The 17,366-nt window shown below is 73.9% G+C and carries 17 protein-coding genes; 11 read left to right on the top strand and 6 right to left on the bottom strand.

Annotated features, from left to right (window positions below; all coding sequences use genetic code 11):
• Positions 1–21: 21 nt before the first annotated feature.
• Both BMY61_RS10470 and zapE read right to left on the bottom strand, forming a co-directional pair.
• Positions 22–555 (bottom strand): nitroreductase family protein, encoded by a 534-nt coding sequence (locus tag BMY61_RS10470; protein ID WP_042441607.1) that lies wholly within the window; start codon positions 553–555, stop codon positions 22–24.
• Between the two features lie 4 nt (positions 556–559).
• Complete coding sequence (gene zapE / locus BMY61_RS10465) at positions 560–1,549, bottom strand: cell division protein ZapE (RefSeq protein ID WP_342342523.1); 990 nt, start codon at positions 1,547–1,549, stop codon at positions 560–562.
• A gap of 117 nt (positions 1,550–1,666) precedes the next feature.
• On the opposite strand from zapE, the gene BMY61_RS10460 reads away from it, so the two are divergent.
• The 4 genes from BMY61_RS10460 (at position 1,667) to msrB (ending at position 5,140) form a co-directional block, all read left to right on the top strand.
• Entirely contained in the window at positions 1,667–2,470 is an 804-nt protein-coding gene (locus BMY61_RS10460; RefSeq protein WP_042441614.1) for a pyrimidine reductase family protein, read from the top strand.
• Between the two features lie 82 nt (positions 2,471–2,552).
• On the top strand, positions 2,553–3,023 hold the full coding sequence (locus BMY61_RS10455; RefSeq protein ID WP_042441615.1) for a hypothetical protein: 471 nt from the start codon (positions 2,553–2,555) through the stop codon (positions 3,021–3,023).
• Positions 3,024–3,303: 280 nt separating this feature from the next.
• The gene (gene murC, locus BMY61_RS10450; protein ID WP_143094260.1) at positions 3,304–4,701 is read left to right on the top strand and encodes a UDP-N-acetylmuramate--L-alanine ligase; all 1,398 of its coding nucleotides are present in this window, start codon (positions 3,304–3,306) and stop codon (positions 4,699–4,701) included.
• Between the two features lie 31 nt (positions 4,702–4,732).
• Positions 4,733–5,140, top strand: coding sequence for a peptide-methionine (R)-S-oxide reductase MsrB (msrB, locus tag BMY61_RS10445; RefSeq protein ID WP_042441619.1), 408 nt, complete (start codon positions 4,733–4,735; stop codon positions 5,138–5,140).
• A gap of 206 nt (positions 5,141–5,346) precedes the next feature.
• Here the strand turns inward: msrB and BMY61_RS10440 are convergent, their stop codons facing one another.
• Positions 5,347–5,847 (bottom strand): helix-turn-helix domain-containing protein, encoded by a 501-nt coding sequence (locus tag BMY61_RS10440; RefSeq protein WP_052438223.1) that lies wholly within the window; start codon positions 5,845–5,847, stop codon positions 5,347–5,349.
• A 279-nt stretch (positions 5,848–6,126) separates the two neighbouring features.
• On the opposite strand from BMY61_RS10440, the gene BMY61_RS46035 reads away from it, so the two are divergent.
• Both BMY61_RS46035 and BMY61_RS10435 read left to right on the top strand, forming a co-directional pair.
• A complete protein-coding gene (locus tag BMY61_RS46035) occupies positions 6,127–6,273 on the top strand; it encodes a hypothetical protein (RefSeq protein WP_169791823.1) in 147 nt (48 codons plus the stop codon).
• A 70-nt stretch (positions 6,274–6,343) separates the two neighbouring features.
• Positions 6,344–7,507 carry a cupin domain-containing protein gene (locus BMY61_RS10435; RefSeq protein ID WP_236655794.1) on the top strand — a complete coding sequence of 388 codons (1,164 nt, stop codon included), beginning with the start codon at positions 6,344–6,346 and terminating at the stop codon, positions 7,505–7,507.
• 58 nt (positions 7,508–7,565) lie between these two features.
• Here BMY61_RS10435 and BMY61_RS10430 read toward each other — a convergent pair whose 3' ends face one another.
• On the bottom strand, positions 7,566–9,434 hold the full coding sequence (locus tag BMY61_RS10430; RefSeq protein ID WP_042441623.1) for a S9 family peptidase: 1,869 nt from the start codon (positions 9,432–9,434) through the stop codon (positions 7,566–7,568).
• A 44-nt stretch (positions 9,435–9,478) separates the two neighbouring features.
• On the opposite strand from BMY61_RS10430, the gene BMY61_RS10425 reads away from it, so the two are divergent.
• Positions 9,479–11,566, top strand: a complete 2,088-nt coding sequence (locus BMY61_RS10425) for an ABC transporter ATP-binding protein (protein ID WP_063773139.1) — start codon at positions 9,479–9,481, stop codon at positions 11,564–11,566.
• 5 nt (positions 11,567–11,571) lie between these two features.
• Here BMY61_RS10425 and BMY61_RS10420 read toward each other — a convergent pair whose 3' ends face one another.
• Together BMY61_RS10420 and BMY61_RS10415 are read right to left on the bottom strand one after the other, a co-directional pair.
• The gene (locus BMY61_RS10420; RefSeq protein WP_042441625.1) at positions 11,572–12,828 is read right to left on the bottom strand and encodes a sensor histidine kinase; all 1,257 of its coding nucleotides are present in this window, start codon (positions 12,826–12,828) and stop codon (positions 11,572–11,574) included.
• Positions 12,825–13,496 (bottom strand): response regulator transcription factor, encoded by a 672-nt coding sequence (locus BMY61_RS10415; protein ID WP_042441627.1) that lies wholly within the window; start codon positions 13,494–13,496, stop codon positions 12,825–12,827. Before BMY61_RS10415 ends, BMY61_RS10420 begins: the two co-directional genes overlap by 4 nt.
• A 104-nt stretch (positions 13,497–13,600) precedes the next feature.
• Here BMY61_RS10415 and BMY61_RS10410 point away from each other — a divergent pair, with 104 nt between their 5' ends.
• The 4 genes from BMY61_RS10410 to BMY61_RS10395 are packed head-to-tail and all read left to right on the top strand — an operon-like array spanning position 13,601 to position 17,340.
• On the top strand, positions 13,601–14,170 hold the full coding sequence (locus BMY61_RS10410; protein WP_143094259.1) for a hypothetical protein: 570 nt from the start codon (positions 13,601–13,603) through the stop codon (positions 14,168–14,170).
• Between the two features lie 4 nt (positions 14,171–14,174).
• Complete coding sequence (locus BMY61_RS10405) at positions 14,175–15,365, top strand: peptidoglycan-binding protein (RefSeq protein ID WP_042441629.1); 1,191 nt, start codon at positions 14,175–14,177, stop codon at positions 15,363–15,365.
• A complete protein-coding gene (locus tag BMY61_RS10400) occupies positions 15,362–16,111 on the top strand; it encodes an ABC transporter ATP-binding protein (protein ID WP_082014635.1) in 750 nt (249 codons plus the stop codon). The genes BMY61_RS10405 and BMY61_RS10400 overlap by 4 nt, the downstream gene beginning before the upstream one ends.
• Positions 16,112–16,128: 17 nt before the next feature.
• A complete protein-coding gene (locus BMY61_RS10395; protein WP_042441631.1) occupies positions 16,129–17,340 on the top strand; it encodes an ABC transporter permease in 1,212 nt (403 codons plus the stop codon).
• Positions 17,341–17,366: the final 26 nt, after the last annotated feature.

Below are 17,366 nucleotides of genomic sequence, written 5' to 3'. Positions count from 1 at the left end.
CGTCCCGGCCGTGGCCCGGGTCTAGGCCTCGGACACGCGGAACGGGGCCGTGGTCAGGTCGACGGTGCTGCGGCGTTCGCGGGTGGGCGGAGGCTCGTCCGCCGCGCGGCCGACCGCGAGCATGGAGACGATCTCCCACCCGGGCAGCGGCTTCAGCTCGGCGGTGAGGCCGTCGAGGTCGAAGGCCCGGAACTGGTGCACCTGAAGTCCGAGGGCCTGCGCCTGGACGGTCAGGTGCGCCACCGACTGGCCGAGGTCGTAGTCGGCGAACTCGGAGTACGTGATCTCCGGGTCGTCGACCCAACGGCGGGCGAGGGCGACGACCAGCAGCCCGGCGTCCACGGCCCAGCGCGCGGAACTGCGCGCCAGGTACGGGACGACCCGGTCGTGGGCGGCCTCCCCCGGCCGCACCGGCAGGAACCCCCACGGCTGCGAGTTCCCCGCGGAGGGTGCCCGGCGGGCCGCGTCGAGCAGCAGCGTGAGCTCCCGGTCGGCCACCGGGCCGGGCTCGAAGGCGTACGGGCTGAAGCGCTCGGCGAGCAGCGGGTGGATCAACCGGTCAGCCCGCGGCGGCGATCTGCTTGCTGTCGCGGGCGAGCGCGACCAGGCGGGAGATGGCGCGGAAGTACTTCTTCTTGTACCCCCCGTTCAGCATCTCCTCGCTGAATATGGAGTCGAACGCCGCGCCGGAGGCGACGATCGGCAGCTCGCGGTCGTACATCCGGTCCGCGAGGACGACCAGGCGCAGGGCGGTGCTCTGGTCCGGCACGGGCGTCACACCGCGCACGAAGACGGCGTCGACGCCGTCGAGGAGCGCGCCGTAGCGGCTGGGGTGGACGTCGGAGAGGTGCGTGAGGAGGGCGTCGAAGTCGTCCAGGGACGCGCCCTCGCCGTGGGACGCGGCCAGCGTGGTGACCTCGGCGTCGCTGTACGGGGGCGGGGCCTCGGGCAGGCCGCGGTGGCGGTAGTCCTGGCCGTCGATGCGCAGGCTGCGGAAGCGGGAGGCCAGGCCCTGGATCTCGCGCATGAAGTCGGTCGCCGCGAAGCGGCCCTCGCCGAGCTTGCCGGGCAGGGTGTTCGAGGTGGCGGCGAGCTTGACCCCGGCCTCGGCGAGGCGGGTCAGCAGGGTGGAGACCAGGACGGTGTCGCCCGGGTCGTCCAGCTCGAACTCGTCGATGCAGAGGAGCGTGTGCCCGGAGAGGGCCTGCACGGCCTGCTGGAAGCCGAGCGCGCCGACGAGGTTGGTCAGCTCGACGAAGGTGCCGAAGGCCTTCGGACCGGGGGTGGCGTGCCACAGGGAGGCCAGCAGGTGGGTCTTGCCGACGCCGTAGCCGCCGTCGAGGTAGACGCCGCCGGGGCCGGAGGTCTCGGCGGGCTGCGTCCCCCGGCCGAACCAGCGCTTCTTGGCCGGCTTGGCGGCGGTGTCGCGGGAGGTGAGTCCGGCGGCGAAGGCCTCCAGCACCCGGACGGCCTCGGCCTGGCTGGGCTGCTGCGGGTCCGGGATGTAGGTGCTGAAGCGCGCCTGCTGGAAGCGGGGCGGCGGGACCATCTCGGCGATCAGCCGCTCCGCGGCGACGACGGGCCGGCGCTCGGCGAGGGCTATGTGAGGGGCAGGCGACACGAGTCCCAAGGGTACGGTCCTCGGGGGCGTGGAAGACTGCCCCATGTGCGCAGACTGCTTCCGTACGCCCCGGATGTGACGGACCTCACCTCCAGACCGGGCCAGAACGACGACGTCCCGTGGAGTCTCGACGCGCTCGCCGAGGCCTACGCGTACCCGGCCGAGGTCACCGACGCCGGTCGGCCGTGGGTGCGGGCCAACATGGTGACCAGCCTGGACGGCGCGGCACGTCTGGACGGTCTGTCGGAGGGCCTCTCCTCCCCCGCCGACAAGCGGATCTTCGGGGTGCTGCGGGCGCTGGCGGACGTGGTGCTGGTGGGCGCCCAGACGGTGCGCGCCGAGGGGTACCGCCCGGCGAAGGCGCGCGCGGAGTTCACCGCGGAGCGGGCGGCGCGCGGGCAGGGCCCCGCGCCGGTGATCGCGATCGTCAGCGCCGGCCTGGACCTGGACCTGTCGCTGCCGCTGTTCACCTCCCCGCTGGTGCCGACGATCGTCGTGACGGCCGACGCCGCTCCGGCGGACCGGCTCGCCCGGGTCCGCGAGGTCGCGGACGTGGTGGTCGCGGGCGAAGCGCGGGTGGACGTCGGCCGCGCGGTCGCGGCGCTGGCCGGCCGCGGCCTGCCCCGGATCCTGACGGAGGGCGGCCCCCGGCTTCTCGGTCAGTTGGCCGAGGGTGATCATCTCGACGAACTCTGTGCGACGCTCGCACCCCTGATCGCCTCGGGTGACGCACCCCGGATCGCCCATGGTGCGAAGTCGATCGCTCAGCGCATGGAACTGATCGGGCTCCTGGAGGAGAAAGGTTTCCTCTTCGCCCGGTACGCCCGTAGCGTGAAGATTGCGCAATAACGGAGGGATACCCTCCGCATATTGCGGGAGGATGCAAAGGCAGCGCACAGGTTCACCTGCTGACGAGGGAAGAAGGACGCACGTGTTCACTACCGTTCTGTTGATCGAGAAGGCGCTGTCGGATGCCGACGTCGAGCTGGTCACCACGCTCCATGGCGACGAGCCGGTCTTCTTCCACGTGGTGATGCAGCCGCGCGGCAAGCAGGACGAACTGCTGCGGGCCATCGACGACGTCGCCTTCGGCTACCTGGAGCAGGCCGCGAAGGAGCGGGAGGAGCCCCACGGCCAGGCGGCGCTGAGCGCCGCGGACCAGGCCCTCGCGCACACGCTGCACGCACTGCGCAACGGCGGGGCGGGCGGCGCGGAGGGCGCGGTGGTGGACCACAACCCGCTGGAGGGGCTGCAGGACCTGATCAAGGACGTCTCGGCGGACGAGGTGATCGTGCTGGCCGCCCCGCACTGGGTCGAGGGCCTCTTCCACCGCGACTGGGCCTCCCAGGCCCGCCACAAGGTCGGCGTCCCGGTCCTCCAGCTCTTCGCCCAGCAGGACTAGGCGGCCGCCAAGGGGCGCGAGGCCCTGCTGATGCGCGGCTCCTCCCCCGGCCTTCGGCCGGGGGTGCCCCCTGCGTGGGCGCGACGAGCCACCCACCCACGTGGGGCGCCGAACGGGCAGGAGCATCCGCACTCCGGGGTTGCTCGCGCCCACCCGGCGGAGCCGCACATCGGCGGGGCCCCGCGCCCCTGACGGTCCCCGCCTGCATCGTCCGCCCCCGCGGATACGGCAGAATCGAGGCGACCGCCCGTCGTCGATGCGCCCCCCGGAGCCCGACACCATGACCGCCTCGCCCGCCCCGCTCAACGCCCCGCACTTCATCGGCATCGGGGGCGCCGGCATGTCCGGGCTCGCCAAGATCCTCGCGCTGCGCGGCGCGCAGGTCTCCGGGAGCGACGCCAAGGAGTCGACGGTCGTGCTGGCCCTGCGCCAGCTCGGCGCGGAGGTCCACATCGGGCACGCCGCCGAGCACGTGCCCGCGGGGGCCAGCGCCATCGTCGTGTCCAGCGCCATCCGGGAGGACAACCCGGAGATCGCCGAGGCCCGCCGCCGAGGCCTGCCGATCGTGCACCGCTCCGACGCGCTCGCCGCGCTGATGGAGGGGCGCCGCGCGCTCGCCGTCGCCGGGACGCACGGCAAGACGACCACGACGAGCATGCTGGCCGTCAGCCTCACCGCGCTGGGGCTGGACCCGTCCTTCGCCATCGGTGGGGATCTGAACGAGCCCGGCAGCAACGCCCACCACGGCACCGGCGAGATCTTCGTCGCCGAGGCGGACGAGAGCGACCGCAGCTTCCAGAAGTACACGCCCGAGGTCGCCATCGTCCTCAACGTGGAGCTGGACCACCACGCCAACTACGCCTCCATGGACGAGATCTACGAGTCCTTCGAGGCGTTCGCCGACCGCATCGTCCCGGGCGGCGCGCTGGTCGTCGACGTCGACCACGCGGGCGCGGCGGAGCTCGCGTCCCGCGTCGCGGGCCGCGCGTTCGACATCGTCACCGTCGGCGAGGCCGAGGGCGCCGACTTCCGCATCGTGAAGATCGCCCCGCGCGGCATGACCAGCGAGGTGACCCTCGCCCTGCCGACGGGCGACGAGCTGACCTTCACCGTCAACGTCCCGGGCCGCCACTACGCGCACAACGCCGTCGCCGCGCTCGCCGCGGGTGTGCGCCTGGGCGTGCCGGCCGCGGAGCTGGCTCCCGCGCTCAGCAGCTACCAGGGCGTGCGGCGCCGACTGCAGCTCAAGGGCGAGTCGGCCGGCGTCCAGGTGATCGACTCCTACGCGCACCACCCCACCGAGATCGCCGCCGACCTGCAGGCGATCCGCGAGGCCGCGGGCGAGGGCCGGGTCGTCGTGGTGTTCCAGCCGCACCTGTTCAGCCGCACCCGCGAGCTGGGCCTGGAGATGGGCCAGGCGCTGGCGCTCGCCGACCAGGTCGTCGTGCTCGACATCTACCCGGCCCGCGAGGACCCGATCCCCGGCATCACCAGCGAGATCGTCATCGAGGCGGCCCGGGCCGCCGGCACGGACGTGCAGGGTGCCCACTCGCTGGCGGCCGTGCCCGAGATCGTCGCGGGAATGTCGAAGCCGGGCGATCTCGTTCTGACCATGGGCGCCGGGGACGTCACCTTCCTCGGCCCGGAGATCCTTTCCCGCCTGGACACCCTCGCCTGAGCGAGCCGGACCGACCGAAGGAGCGCGGACCATGGGCTACGAGATCGAGAAGACCGACGCGGAGTGGCGCGAGCAGCTCTCCCCGGCCGAGTACGCGGTGCTGCGCGAGGCCGGCACGGAGCGGGCGTTCGTGGGTGAGTACACCGACACCAAGACGGTGGGCGTGTACGCCTGTCGCGCCTGTGGCAACGAGCTGTTCAGCTCGGAGACCAAGTTCGAGTCGCACTGCGGCTGGCCGAGCTACTTCGCGCCGTTGGCGGAGGACCGCGTCCAGTACATCAAGGACGACAGTCACGGCATGCGCCGCGTCGAGGTCCGCTGCGCGAAGTGCGGCTCCCACCTGGGCCACGTCTTCGACGGCGAGGGCTACAACACTCCGACGGACCAGCGGTACTGCATCAACTCCATCTCCCTGACGCTGCGCCCCAAGGAGGCGTGAGCCCGGACTCGCGGACCCCGGCGGCGCCTCCCGGACTCCCGGGAGGCGCCGCTGTCCCGTTCGCCGGCCGTTCGACCCGACCTCCGGTCGGCGGGGAGACCCCGCCGACCGGAGGGACGCCATCCGTCGACCGTCGGTTTTCGGTCGTCCCCGTCGAGGCCCGTTCCGTTCCCGGACGGGCGGCACGTGCGGGACGCCCGGTGACATCAGTGACAGGGCGCGGGATCACGCGGGGCGGCCGAGTCCAGTCGCGCGGTGAGGCGTCGCACCTCCTCCTCCAGGCGGGCGATCCGGCGGTCCCGCTCGTCGCCGGCCTCCGCCCAGTGCGAGGCCGCTCCGTCGCGGACCTTGGCGATCAACTCGTTGCGCACCAGCACCCGGTGGACCGTGGAGTGGGACGGCAACGGCACGATGCCGCGCCGGGCCAGCTCCGTCACGAGCCGCCGCGAACCCCATCCGGGCTGCTCCGCCCGCAACGCGCAGATGAGCGACTCGACCGAGCCGCGCAACCGCCCCGGGCTGCTGTGCGGTCGTCTGGAGCGGGCCTGAAGGCCCGCCAAACCCTCCTTCTCGTATCGGCTCCGCCAGCGGTACAGCGACTGTCGGGAGACCTCATACCTGCGCGACACCTCGGCCACCGGCTCCCCCGCCAGCATCTCCTGCACAGCGCGGAGACGTTGCTCCGCGCTGCTCGTCGTATCTGCCATGGCTCTCCTTCGTACAGCGAGAACCTGTCTAGACCGGCGTACATTTCGTCGACGTCTCCAGTCCGTTTCCCTCTCATGTCTCGGATGCACGGATACGGTCGGGGCCTCCGGCGTCCCGGGAAAGGCGTACAGGACGCAGGACTTCTGTGACGCTGACCAGGGGGAATACCGGTCATTCCGGTTCCGGCGCCGCTTGACGGTACACGCACGGCCCGGGGCATGCTTCTCGGCGTCCCGAGGCGACCGCCCCGGGGAGTCCAGGAGAACTGGGGGATCGAAATGGAAGAGAGCTTCTCGCTTTCGCCCGAGGAGATCGAGGTCGGCCAGCCGCCGCTGGCGAAGCCGGAGTTCGTCATCTCCGACAACGACCCGTCCGACAGCGTCATCGTCATCTCCGACAACGACCCGCGCGACCCGGTGATCTGACCGGATGACGGTCACGCACGATCGACGGAAGGCCGCGCCCTCGGCGCGGCCTTCCCTCGATCTCACCAGGTTGCTCCGTCCCCTCGACCCCGCGTCCTTCAAGCGCGAGTACTGGGAGCGCAAGCCGCTCGTGGTGCACCGCGAGGACCCCGACTACTACGCCGACCCGCTGACCCTGCACGACGTCGACCGGATCCTCTCCACCTCCAGCATCCGCTCCTCCGACCTGCGCCTGGTGGTGTCGGGTCGGGAGATCCCGCTGGCGGAGATGGTGGCCTCCGGTCCCGGCGGGCAGGCCAACGCCCTGGAGGTGCTCTACGAGCAGTACCGCCAGGGGTCCACGGTCGTCTTCAAGTTCCTGCACGAGCGCTGGGAGCCGCTGGGCGCGCTGGTGCGCGCGCTGTCGGAGGAGTTCAGCGCGGCCATGCAGGCCAACGCCTACCTCACGCCGGCCGGCCAGCAGGGGCTGCACACCCACTACGACACGCACGACGTGTTCGTGCTGCAGATCTGGGGCTCCAAGCACTGGCGCCTGTACGACTCGCCGACCCGGCTGCCGCTGACCTCGCAGCCGTACGTCCGCCCGCAGGGCGGGCCCGGCGAACCGGTCCAGGAGTTCGACCTCAGGGCCGGCGACCTGATGTACATGCCGCGTGGCACCGTGCACGACGCCACCTCGAACGGCGAGGCCTCGCTGCACCTGACGGTCGGAGTACTGCCGGTCCTCTACGCCACGCTGCTGCGCGAGGCGCTGGACCAGGTGCTGGAGAGCGACCCCCGCTACCGGGAGGCCCTGCCGCCCGGCTTCGTCGGCGACGAGGCGCTGCGGCAGGAGGCCCGCCGGACGTTGGACGCGCTGCTGCGGTCGGTGCCGGACGCGGCAGCGCCCGAGGGTCTGATCGACCGGGCCGTCAGCCGGGCCCTGGTGGGCCGTCAGCCCGTGCTCCGGGGTCACCTGGTGGACCTGGAGCGGCTGAGCTCCCTGGAGACCGGTACCCGGGTCCGGCGGCGGTCCGACCTGCTGTGGCAGCTCACCGAGGACTCGGCCGGCGTGCGGCTGGAGTTCCACGGCAAGGTGCTCCGCTTCCCCGCCAAGGTCGCGGAGGACGTCCGGTTCGCGGTCTCCGGCGAGGGCAGCTTCACCCCCGCGTCGCTGCCCGGCCGCCTGGACGACGAAGGCCGTCTCGTCCTGGTCCGCCGGCTGCTGCGCGAGGGCCTGCTGACGCTCGGCTGAGCGCCGGAGCAGGGCCCGGGGGCCGGTCCGTGAGGACCGGCCCCGCTCCGCTCGTGCGTCAGTCCGGCTGCTCGCTCGATTCGGCCCGGCCCCCCAGGTGCTCGGCCAGGAAGCGTTCGGCGGCCGCGTAGAAGGCCAGCCGGTTGCGTGGCCGGACGAACCCGTGGCCCTCGTCCCGGAAGAGGAGGTACTCGTGCGGCACCCCGTTCCGCTCCAGCGCGGCGACCAGCTGCTCCGCCTCCTCCTGCCGCACCCGCGGGTCGTTGGCGCCGTGGGCGACCAGCAGCGGCACCCGGATCCGGTCCACCGACGCCAACGGCGAACGCTCGCGGAGCAGTTCGGCGTCGACCACCGGATCGCCGATCCGGCGGTGCAGGGTGCCGCGCAGCGGACCCCAGGTCGCGGGCACCGAGGTGATGAAGGACCGCAGGTCGGACGGCGCGGCCACGGCGACCGCGCAGCGGAACGCGTCCGGGGTGAAGGCGACCCCGGCGAGCGCGGCATAACCGCCGTACGAGCCGCCGTGGATCGCCACCCGGTCCGGGTCCGCGAGCCCCGACGCGACCAGGTGCGCCACCGCGTCGTGCAGGTCGTCCTGCATCGCCGCGCCCCACTGCCGGTCGCCCGCGTTGACGAACCGCTTGCCGTAGCCGGTCGAGCCGCGGAAGTTGACCTGGACGCACAGGTAGCCGCGGTTGGCCAGCCACTGCGGCTCGGCCCGGTAGCCCCACACGTCCCTGGTCCACGGGCCGCCGTGGACGCAGACCACCACGGGCAGCGCCCGCCGCTCGGCGCCGGGCGGGAAGGACAGGTAGCCGCGGACGGTCAGCCCGTCGCGGGCGCGGAACGAGAAGGGCTCCATGGGCGCCAGCCGATAGCCCTCCAGCTCCGGCAGGTGGCTGAAGAGGAACTCCACGGTGCGCCCGACGCGGTCGTAGACGCAGTAGGCGGCCGGCGCCCGGTCGCTGTTGTACTGGACCAGCCAGTACCGGTCGGCGTCGTCGCGGCCGAGCACCGTCAGGTCGCCGGGCGCGTGGGCGTCCAGCAGCGCGAAGTCCTCGGCGAGGGCCGGGTCGAGCACCTCGGTCTCGCCACGCTCGCGCCGCACCTGCACGAACTGCGGGCGGCGCCCGCCTGGTTCGAAGCCGACCCCGACGACGTCGAACTCCGGGTCGGCGTAGAGCACCTCGCCCGGCGCGTCGGGGTCGGTCAGGTCGAGGGAGAGCAGCCGGGCCGTCTCGGCGTCCTTGGAGGAGAGCAGCAGCAGCCGACGCCCCTCCGCGTCGAAGCCGAGTGGCCGGGTGGTCGACTCGTCCTCGGCGCCGACGGCGTGCACCACCCGCCACGGGGCCTGCTCGTCGTCGCGGGCCAGGATCTCGCAGCCGCCCTCGGGCAGCGCCCGCACCGCTCCGCGCACCCGCAGCGCGGCGTCGGTGATCCAACCGGAGAAGCCCTCGTTCTCGGCGGCGAGGACGAGCTCGCCGGTCTCCAGGTGGAGCCGGTAGGCATCGTGCAGATCCGGGCGGCGCAGGTTGAGGCCGACCAGGACGGTGCCCGGGACCTCCCGGCTGAGTCCGCAGATGCGGGTCTGCACGCCGGGGAACCGGGTCAGCTCCCGGGTGACGCCGTCGGCCGGATCGACCGCGTACAGGCGGGTGTTCTCGTCACCGTCCTGGTCCTGCAGCCACAGCAGGTGGCGTCCGTCGTGCGCCCAGGCGAAGGTGCGCACGCCACGACCGCGGTCGTCGGTGACCGGCCGGTGGTCGCCCTTGCGCCAGGAGCCGACCCAGACGTTGAGCACCCCCTCGTGCGGCGCGAGGAAGGCGATCCGCTCCCCGTCGGCGGAGAGTGCGGGACTCATCCGCGCCGGGTTCCCGAACAACACCTCGCGCGGTATGAGCGGGACCTCGTGCTGGCCGTCCGTCATGACGTTCCCCCTGTCCTGTCCCTTGCGGTTTTGGTGGAGAGCTGATGGTCCAGATCGTGCACACCTCGCGGGCCGCCGTGACCGGCGGCAGCGGCCTGACCGGGCCGGTCGGCCAGGAGGACGCCGACCTCACGACGGTGCCGGGGCCCGCGACGGCCGCCCCGCGCGGGCTGCGCGCGGTCGGCGCGACGGTCGTCGGGCTCGGCCGGGTCCTGGCGCTGGTCTGGCGGGCCGGGCCGCTGCTGACGGTGCTGCTCGGGCTGGCCACGGTGGTGGCCGGGTTGGTCCCGGCGGCCGTGGCCGTCACCGGGCGGCTGCTGGTCAACACCGTGGTGCGCGCGGTGGAGCTGCGGGTGCGCCACCTGCCCGACCGGGTGCCGCTCGCGCTGCCGCTGCCCTGGGGCCAGGTGCGGCTGCCGGAGATGAGCAGCGCGAGCGCCATCGTGGTGCTGGCCGGGGCGCAGTTCGCCATCTACGCCGTCAGCACCGGCTGTGCGGCGCTGCGCAACATCACCCAGCAACTGCTGCAGGAGAAGGCTGCGCAGAGCGTCCAGCTGCGGGTGATGCGGCACGCGGGCCGGCTCGGGCTGCCGTTCTTCGAGGGCCCGGACTCCTACGACCTGCTGCGCCAGGCGCAGCAGGAGGCCGCGACCCGGCCGGTCACGATGATCGGCGGCGCCTTCGGGCTGGTGCAGACGGTGATCACCTTCGTCGGCATGGCGGCACTGCTGATCGGCCTGAGCCCGTGGCTCGCCCTGGTCGCCCTGGTCGCACCGGTCCCGGCGTTCGTCTCCGACTCGCGGTACGGGATGCGCGGCTTCCTGTTGGCCCAGTGGTCCTCGCCGGTGCGCCGCCGGATGGAGTACCTCTCCCGGCTGGTGACCACGGACACCTTCGCCAAGGAGGTGAAGGTCTTCGGTCTGGCGCCGTACCTGACGGACCGCTTCCGGTTGCTGGGCGCCGCCGCCTACCGCCGGCTGCGTTCGGTGGTGACCCGCCGCTACCTGGTGGGCGCCGCCTGGAGCGGACTGACCGTGCTGGCCGGGTCGCTCACCTACCTCTACGTCGCACTGGCCGCCGTCCACGGTCGGCTCTCGCTCGGCGACCTGACGCTCTACACGGCGGCGGCGACCGCGCTCCAGGGTGCCATCCAGGGCGTCTTCCAGGGCCTGACCGGCATGTACGAGAACAACCTCTACCTCAGCAAGCTCTACGAACTCCTCGCCGTCGAGGCCCCGGAGGCGGACGCCGAGGAACCCCTGCCGCTGCCCGCCCCGCTGCGCGGCGAGGTGGTCTTCGAGAACGTGTCCTTCCGCTACCCGGGCAGCGACGCGTGGGCGCTGCGCGAGGTCAGCTTCACCCTCGCGCCCGGGCGGACGCTGGCCGTGGTCGGCCGCAACGGCGCCGGCAAGTCGACGCTGATCAAGCTCCTGTGCCGGCTCTACGACCCGGCCGAGGGCCGGATCCTGCTGGACGGCACGGACATCCGCCGCCTCGACCCGGACGCGCTGCGCGGCCAGGTGGCCGCCCTGTTCCAGGACTTCGTCCGCTACCAGGCCACGGCCGCCGAGAACATCGGCCTGGGCGAGGTATCCCGTCTGGAGGACCGCCCCGCCGTCGCGGACGCGGCCCGCCGCGCGGGCGCCGACGCCCTGCTGGACGCGCTGCCCGCCGGCTACGACACCCCGCTGGGCAAGTGGTTCGCGGCGGGCGTGGAGCTGTCCGGGGGCGAGTGGCAGAAGGTCGCCCTGGCGCGGGCGTTCCTGCGGGAGACGCCGCTGCTGGTGCTGGACGAGCCGACCTCCGCGCTGGACGCCGAGGCGGAGCACGCGCTCTTCACCCGCCTGCGCGAACTCGCCCACGGGCGCACCACGGTGTACATCTCGCACCGCTTCTCCACGGTCCGCGAGGCCGACACCATCCTGGTCCTGGAGGACGGCCGGGTGGCCGAACAGGGCACCCACCCGGAGCTGATGGCCCTGCGGGGCCGCTACGCCCGCCTCTTCGCGCTCCAGGCGGAGGCCTACCTCGGCCCCGACGCGGCAGCCTCGCCCGCCGGCTCGGACGCGGTCCGCGCCGCCAAGATCGCCGCCGCTCTCGCGGCACGCGGCCTCGACGCCCCCGCCGGATGAGGCCGTCACGAGGCGGCCCGGGCCGGGCGCGGCTCCGCCGTCCGACGGGAGCCGGGGTCGCGGCGCGCGGAAGGTTCGGCCAGCGGCAGGACGGCCTCCACGGTGAGACCGCCGGCGGGGTTGGCCGTCGCCGTCACCGTGCCGCCGTGGGCGGTGGCGACCGACCGGACGATGGACAGGCCGAGCCCGGCGGAGAAGCCCAGCTCCGCCGTCGGGCCGGCGGGCTCACCGCGCCGGCCGAGCCGGCGGAACGGCTCGAAGAGCTGCTCGACCTGGTCGACGGGGACGACGGGGCCGGTGTTGGCGACACTCAGCCGGGCCTGCGCGCCGTCGACGGTCACGCCGACGGCGACCGCACCGCCTCGGACGTTGTAGCGGATCGCGTTGTGCAGCAGGTTCACCACGAGCTGCGCCAGCAGCACGCGGTCGCCCAGGACGGTCGCGGGAGTCTCCGGCGCCTCCGGATCGACCCGGCGCAGGGACAGTCCGACGCTCTGGGCGACCGCCCGACACGCCTCGGTCTCCTCGCGCAGGACCTCCACCAGCTCCACGGGCTCGCGCCTGGTCAGCCCCCGGTCGCTGCGCGCCAGCTGCAGCAGTCCCTCGATCAGCTGCTCACTGCGCCGGTTGGCGGCGAGCAGCTCGGCCTGGACGCGCGGGATCTCCGCCGGGGTGGCCCGGGCCAGCCGGATCTGGATGGCGGCGCGCTGGACGGCGAGCGGCGTCCGCAGCTCGTGGGAGGCGTTGGCCACGAACCGGCGCTGGCTGTCGAACGCCGAGTCGAGACGGTCCAGCATCGCGTCGAAGGTGTCGGCCAGCTCGCGCAGCTCGTCGGCGGGGCCGTCCAGGGCGATCCGCTCGTGCAGGTTCTCGAACGACAGCCGGCGCGCGGTGGCGGTGATCCGGTGCAGCGGACGCAGCACCCGCCCCGCCGTCCACCAGCCCAGCAGCACCGCCGCCGCCATGGTCGCCGCGAGCGCCGACGCCGAGGTGACGATCAGCTGGTGCAGCGTGGCCTGGTTGAAGTGGTCCGCCAGCTCCTTGATCTGCCGGGCGCTCAGCCCGCTGACACTGTGGCCCGGCAGGTCGGACTTGGGCAGGACGGTGACGTTGTGGCTGAGCCCCTGCCGGAACAGCAGGTAGACCAGGCCCAGCAGGACCGTGCCGGCCGCCAGGAAGAGCGCGCTGTACAGGACGGTGAGCGTCAGCCGCACCGAGCGGCGGCGGGCGCGTCGCCGGGGGCCCGGCCGGGGGCCGCTCACGCGGGCGACTCCGTCCGGATGCGGTACCCCACCCCGGTGAGCGTCTCGATGATCGGCGGCTCGCCGAGCTTGGCCCGCAGCCGACTCATCGTGATCCGGACCGCGTTGGTGAACATGTCGGCGTTCTCGTCCCAGGCCCGTTCCAACAGCTCCTCGGTGCTGACCACCGCTCCCTCGGCCGCCATCAGCTCCCGGAGCACGGCGAACTCCTTGAGCGAGAGCCGCAGATGACGCCCGTCGCGGGACGCCTGCCGACGCGGCGGGTCCAGCACCAGGCCGCCGACCCGCAGCACCGGGGGCAGCGCCCGCCCGGCCCGACGGCCCAGCGCCTGCACCCGCGCGACCAGCTCCTCGTAGTCGAAGGGCTTGCCCAGGTAGTCGTCGGCGCCCAGGCCGAGCCCCTCGACGAGGTCGCCGACCCCGGCGTAGGCGGTGAGCATCAGCACCCGGGTGCGTGCCCCGCGCCGCACCAGCTCCCGGCAGACCTCGTCGCCGTGCGTGCCCGGCAGATCCCGGTCCAGCACCAGCACGTCGTAGTCGTTGACGTCCAGACGCTCCAGTGCGTCGTCGCCGTCGAGGACGACGTCGACCGCCATCGCGTGCGCGCGCAGCCCCTCGGCCACCAGCTCGGCGAGAACCGCCTCGTCCTCGGCCACGAGTACCCGCATCCCTGCTACCCCCTTCGTCACTCCGTCCTATCGGCGGCGACCTTTCGCCGCCGTATCCGTGGCCGGAGACGGCTGTGCAACATCCGACTCACTACACCAGGGGCATGACCACATCGTCAGTACCCGGAGCGGGCCGTCGCCGACCGCGTCGTCCGCTCCCGAGCGCTCTCGCCTCCACGCTCGCCTCCGCCGTCGCGCTGGTCGTGCTCAGTGGCTGCGGCAGCTCCACGCCATCCCCCGGCGTCGCCGCGGTCGGCACCGGCGCAGCCGGGGCGAGCCCCTCGGCCTCCGCCACCGCCGACCGGACCACGCAGTTGCTGCAGTTCGCCTCGTGCATGCGGCAGCACGGCGTGAACGTGCCCGACCCGCAGGCCGGGGCCACGACCGTGCAGCTGCCGGCCGGCACCAAGGGCGACGCGGCGACCCAGGCGGCGCTGCAGACCTGCCAGCACTTCCTGGGCGCCGACGGCAAGGGCGGCGGCGACCCGACGGCCGTCGCCCGCGCGGTGGCGCTCGCCGAGTGCCTGCGCGCGCACGGCATCTCGGTGCCGGACCCGCAGCCCGGCCAGCCGCTGCGGATCAGCGGCGCGGGCGACCCGAAGACCGAGCAGGCGGTCCTGGCCTGCCGCGCCGCGGGCTCCTCGGCCTCGGCCGCGCCGGGCAGCGGGGGGTGAACGGATGACCGAGGTGGAGACCCCGCCGGTCACCGTCGTCGAGGAGGAGGAGCGGCACCGCGGCCGCCGGATCGCGGTCGGAGCGTTGGTGCTGGTGCTCTGCTGCGGCGCCACCGCCGGTGGCGTGCTCGCCTGGCGCGGCCGCTCCGCCGCGCCCGCCGCCGCGCCGGCGCACCTCGTCACCGCGCCGGTGACGCGCGCGGACCTGCGGCAGTACCAGCAGATCGACGGGACGCTCGGCTACGCCGACAGCTACGACGTCCCGGCCGCCCCGGGCGGCGGCACGCTCACCTGGCTGCCCTCGGTCGGCGACCGGATCTCGGAGGGCTCACGGGTCTACGAGGTGGACGGGCTGCCGGTGCCGCTCGTCTACGGCTCGGTGCCGCTGTGGCGCACCCTGGAGGTCGGCGTCGACGACGGGCCCGACGTCAGGGAGCTCAAGCGGGCGCTGCGGGCTCTCGGCTACGGGCCGGATCTCGCGGACGACGACCACTACTCGCAGGCCACGGCGGACGCGGTCGGTCAGTGGCAGTCGGACCTCGGCCGGCCGCAGACCGGGACCCTCGCGCCCGGCCAGGTGGTGGTCGAGCCGGGCCAGGTGCGGGTGACCGGGGTCCGCGCCGTGCTGGGCGCGCCCGCGACGGGCGTGCTGCTCTCGCTCAGTTCCACCCGGCGACTGGTCACCGTCCCGCTGCCGGTGGACCAGCAGCAGCTGGCCCGCGCCGGGGCGGCGGTGACGGTGGCGCTGCCGGGCGGGGCGACGGTCACCGGCCACATCGCCGACGTCGGCACGGTGGCCTCCACCGGGGGCTCCGGCGCGGCAGGCGGCGCCAACGGTCCCACCGGAGCGTCCGGGTCGGGCGGCACCGACCCCGGGAGCACGGCCGCCAGCGGCTCCGTCCAGGGTGCGACGCTGCCCGTCCACATCACCCTCGACCAGCCGAACGCGGCCGGGTCGCTCGACGGGGCACCGGTCACGGTTTCGTTCACCAGCGAGGTGCACACCGGTGTGCTGACCGTCCCGGTGTCGGCTCTGCTCGCCCTGGCCGGCGGCGGCTACGCCGTCGAGCGGGTCGGCAGCGGCGGGACGACGACGCTGCTGCCGGTCACGCTGGGCATGTTCGCGCAGGGACGCGTCGAGGTCAGCGGCCCCGGGCTGACGCCCGGTCTGCCGGTGGAGGTGCCGTCCTCGTGAACGCCACGAACGCCACCACTTCCACCACCGCCACCACCGTGCTGGAGCTGCGCGCCGTGAGCCGGGTCTACCCCGGTGGCGTGCGGGCGCTCGACCGTGTCTCGCTGCGGGTCGACGCGGGCGAGATGCTGGCGATCGTCGGCCGGTCCGGCTCCGGCAAGTCGACGATGCTGCAGCTGATGGGCACGCTCGACCGCCCCTCCGAGGGGCAGGTACTGCTGCTCGGCCACGACACCGCGCTGCTGCCCGACCGGCGGCTCTCCGCGCTGCGGGCGCGCTCGATCGGCTTCGTGTTCCAGCAGTTCTTCCTCTCCCCCGGCCTCGACGCCGTGGAGAACGTCGCGCAGGGCCTGCTGTACAGCGGCGTCGCGGCGCGCCGCCGACGGGAGGCGGCCCGGGAGGCGCTGCTCCGTGTCGGCCTCGGCCACCGGCTGCGCCATCGCCCGCAGCAGCTCTCCGGCGGGGAGCGGCAGCGCGTCGCGATCGCCCGCGCGATCGTCGCCCGGCCGGCCGTCGTGCTGGCCGACGAGCCGACGGGCAACCTGGACTCCTCGGCCGGGTCGGGGATCATGACGCTGCTGCACGAACTGCACCAGGGCGGGTCCACCATCGCCGTGATCACCCACGATCGCACGATCGCCGAACAGCTGCCGCGCGTCGTCGAGATCCTGGACGGTCGGCTGCGCTCCGACAGCGGCCCGGCCCGACAGCGCGCGACGGTCACGGGCGGGGAGGCGGCGCGATGAGCCCGCGCTCGGGAACGATGTCCGTGACCACGACCGTCGCACTGCCGCAGCCGAGCCGGCTGCGGGCCTCGGACGTGCTCCGCGTCGGCGTCGCGGGTCTGCGCGGGCGGCCGCTGCGGGCGCTGCTGTCGGGCCTCGGGATCGCCATCGGGATCGCCGCGATGGTGGCCGTGCTCGGCATCAGCGAGGCGGGCCGGGCCGATCTGCTGGCCCGGATCGGCCAGTTGGGCACGAACATGCTGACCGTCTCGCCGGGCCAGGACGTGTTCGGGCACCCGACGGAACTGCCGCTGGACGCGGCGGCGATGGTGCGCCGCATCGGCCCGGTCCAGTCGGCCACCGACACCGGCCTGGTCCAGGGCGCGACGGTCCGGCGCACGGACCGCATCGACCCGCTGGCCAACGGCGGCATCGCCGTCGTCGCCGCCCGCACCGACCTGCTGGGCACCGTGCGCGGCACCCTCGCCCAGGGCCTCTTCCTCAACGGCGCGACCGAGCGCTATCCGGCGGTGGTGCTCGGCGCCCAGGCCGCCGCGACCCTCGGCATCGACCGGCCGGGCCGTCAGGTCTACCTCTCCGGGCGCTGGTTCACCGTGCTCGGCGTGCTGGCACCCGTCACGCTGGCGCCGGAGCTGGACCGCTCCGCCCTGGTCGGCTGGCCCGAGGCGCAGAGCGACCTCGGATTCGACGGGCATCCGACGACGGTGTACGAGCGCTCCACGGACGAGCAGGTCGACGCCGTGCGGGGGGTTCTCGCCCAGACCGCCGACCCCGGCCACCCCGAGGACGTCAACGTCAGCCGCCCCTCCGACGCGCTCGCGGCGCAGCTCGCCGCGAAGTCGGCGTTCACCTCGCTCTTCCTCGGCCTCGGCGCGGTCGCGCTGCTGGTGGGCGGGGTGGGCGTGGCCAACACGATGGTGATCTCGGTGCTGGAGCGCCGTCAGGAGATCGGCCTGCGCCGGGCCCTGGGCGCCGGGCGCGGGCAGATCCGGCTCCAGTTCCTGGCCGAGTCGGTCGCGCTCTCCGGCGGCGGCGGCCTCGCGGGCGTCGCCCTGGGCGCGGCGATCAGCGCCGGATACGCCGTCTGGCGCCACTGGCCCGCGTCGGTCCCCGCGCAGGGCCTGGCGGCCGGCCTGGGCTCCGCCGTCCTGATCGGCACCCTGGCCGGCCTCTACCCCGCCACCCGCGCGGCCCGGCTCTCCCCGACCGAGGCACTGAACACGGTGTGAGGCGCCGCCCCGGCCCTGCACGGCCG

This window comes from Streptacidiphilus jiangxiensis (genome assembly GCF_900109465.1).
GTDB lineage: Bacteria > Actinomycetota > Actinomycetes > Streptomycetales > Streptomycetaceae > Streptacidiphilus > Streptacidiphilus jiangxiensis.
The sequence above is the reverse complement of the archived record's forward strand: the minus strand, read 5'-3'. Positions and strand labels throughout refer to the sequence as shown.